This is a genomic window from Pseudomonas sp. 05N434 (assembly GCF_056396965.1).
In genome coordinates, this window is sequence record NZ_JBFTMK010000808.1 from 1 (window position 1) to 1,552 (window position 1,552).

Annotated in this window: 3 protein-coding genes and 1 pseudogene; all 4 read right to left on the reverse strand. The window is 55.5% G+C overall.

From position 1 onward, the window contains the following. Nucleotides 1-135: 135 nt before the first annotated feature. The gene (gene moaE / locus AC1DLB_RS29620; RefSeq protein WP_018927766.1) at nucleotides 136-582 is read right to left on the reverse strand and encodes a molybdopterin synthase catalytic subunit MoaE; all 447 of its coding nucleotides are present in this window, start codon (nucleotides 580-582) and stop codon (nucleotides 136-138) included. 4 nt (nucleotides 583-586) lie between these two features. Beyond that, entirely contained in the window at nucleotides 587-832 is a 246-nt protein-coding gene (locus AC1DLB_RS29625; protein ID WP_018927765.1) for a MoaD/ThiS family protein, read from the reverse strand. After that, nucleotides 829-1,302 (reverse strand): cyclic pyranopterin monophosphate synthase MoaC, encoded by a 474-nt coding sequence (gene moaC / locus AC1DLB_RS29630; RefSeq protein WP_026286545.1) that lies wholly within the window; start codon nucleotides 1,300-1,302, stop codon nucleotides 829-831. The genes AC1DLB_RS29625 and moaC overlap by 4 nt, the downstream gene beginning before the upstream one ends. Before the next feature lie 116 nt (nucleotides 1,303-1,418). After that, nucleotides 1,419-1,552, reverse strand: a pseudogene (locus AC1DLB_RS29635) (aldo/keto reductase); the annotation flags it as partial.

Consider the following 1,552-nt stretch of genomic DNA (forward strand, 5'->3'; position numbering starts at 1 on the left):
GAACAGGACTTCGAAGAATACCGTGCCGATGAAAATCATCGCGGCAAACAGGTGCAATGTCAGAAACAGCGGATAGAGCATGGGATTCTCGCTCTCAATACAGCTGAACACGTTCCACTCACCGCGAGGGAAACGTCACTCCCATCGTTGCGCCGCCTCGCGATCACTGTGGCGAGCCTCGACCCAATGGGAACTCTCGGCCACCTGTTCTTTCTTCCAGAATGGCGCTCGGGTTTTCAGGTAATCCATTACAAACGCACAGGCATCAAAAGCCGCTTGACGATGACTGCTGCTGACGCCGACAAAGACAATGGGGTCTCCCGGTTGCAGCGCGCCGATTCGATGGATCAGCACCAGTCCGAGCAACGGCCAGCGCTGCCGGGCTTCGTCGGCGATCTTGCCCAGGACCTTTTCGGTCATACCGGGGTAATGTTCAAGAAACATCCCGGCGACTTCTTGTCCGACGTTGGTGTCACGTACATACCCGACAAAACTCACCACGGCACCGACATTCAGGCTCAAAGCCTGCAGGGCATTGATTTCGGTGCCGGGTTCGAAGCGCTCTGTCTGCACTCGAATCATCGAATCACCCTCCCGTTACGGTTGGGAAAAAACCCACTTCATCACCGTCTATCAACGGCTCATCGAGCCCACACATGTCCTGATTGCGGGCACACATGAGGTTCTGTTCGGCCAGCACCTGCCAGACGCCAGAACGATGTATCAGGTGCTGACGCAACTGATCGACAGAAGTGAAATCACCTTCAATCGTTTCATCGTCAAGGCCAAGCGTTTCGCGGTACCGCGAGAAATACAAAACATTCAGCTTCATTGTTGCGGCGCCTGATACCAGCCACTTTTACCACCCTGCTTCTCCAACAGCCGCACCGATTCGATACTCATGCCCCGGTCCACGGCCTTGCACATGTCATACAGGGTCAAGGCCGCCACACTGGCGGCGGTCAGTGCCTCCATCTCGACGCCGGTCTGTCCGGACAGCTTGCACCGAGAAACAATGCGTACGCGTTGGTCACCTTCAAAACTCAACTCAACGTTAACACTGCTCAGAAGCAGCGGATGACAGAGCGGAATCAACTCGCTCGTGCGTTTGGCCGCCTGAATGCCGGCGATCCGCGCTACCGCAAATACATCACCTTTAGGGTGAGCACCACTGGCAATCAGTTGTCGGGTCTCGGCAAGCATATGAACCCATGCCTCAGCCACGGCTTCTCGGGACGTCACGCATTTATCCGTAACATCGACCATTCGCACGCGTCCCAGTGAGTCGAGGTGAGTCAGCATCAATTCAGTCATGAGCAATAAGCCTTGCGCTACCAACAGTCGGTTTCAGCGCAGAATACAGAGCAGGCCAACTGATGCCGTTGACATCAATCAAGTAATCCAGACAACGCCATTGCTCAACCGATTTCCATGGTGCGTAAGCGCGACTCCGAAGCTGCAATCAGCCCGTCTACTTGTGCCGGAGGGCGAGCTCCGATAATGACACCCGTCACTGCCGGTTTGCGAAGTACCCAGGCGATCGGCTTCTGAC

Coding starts and splice junctions, on each gene's coding strand:
- moaE (WP_018927766.1), bottom strand. CDS start 582: ATGATTCGAGTGCAGACAGAGCGCTTCGAACCCGGCACCGAAATCAAT.
- AC1DLB_RS29625 (WP_018927765.1), bottom strand. CDS start 832: ATGAAGCTGAATGTTTTGTATTTCTCGCGGTACCGCGAAACGCTTGGC.
- moaC (WP_026286545.1), bottom strand. CDS start 1,302: ATGCTGACTCACCTCGACTCACTGGGACGCGTGCGAATGGTCGATGTT.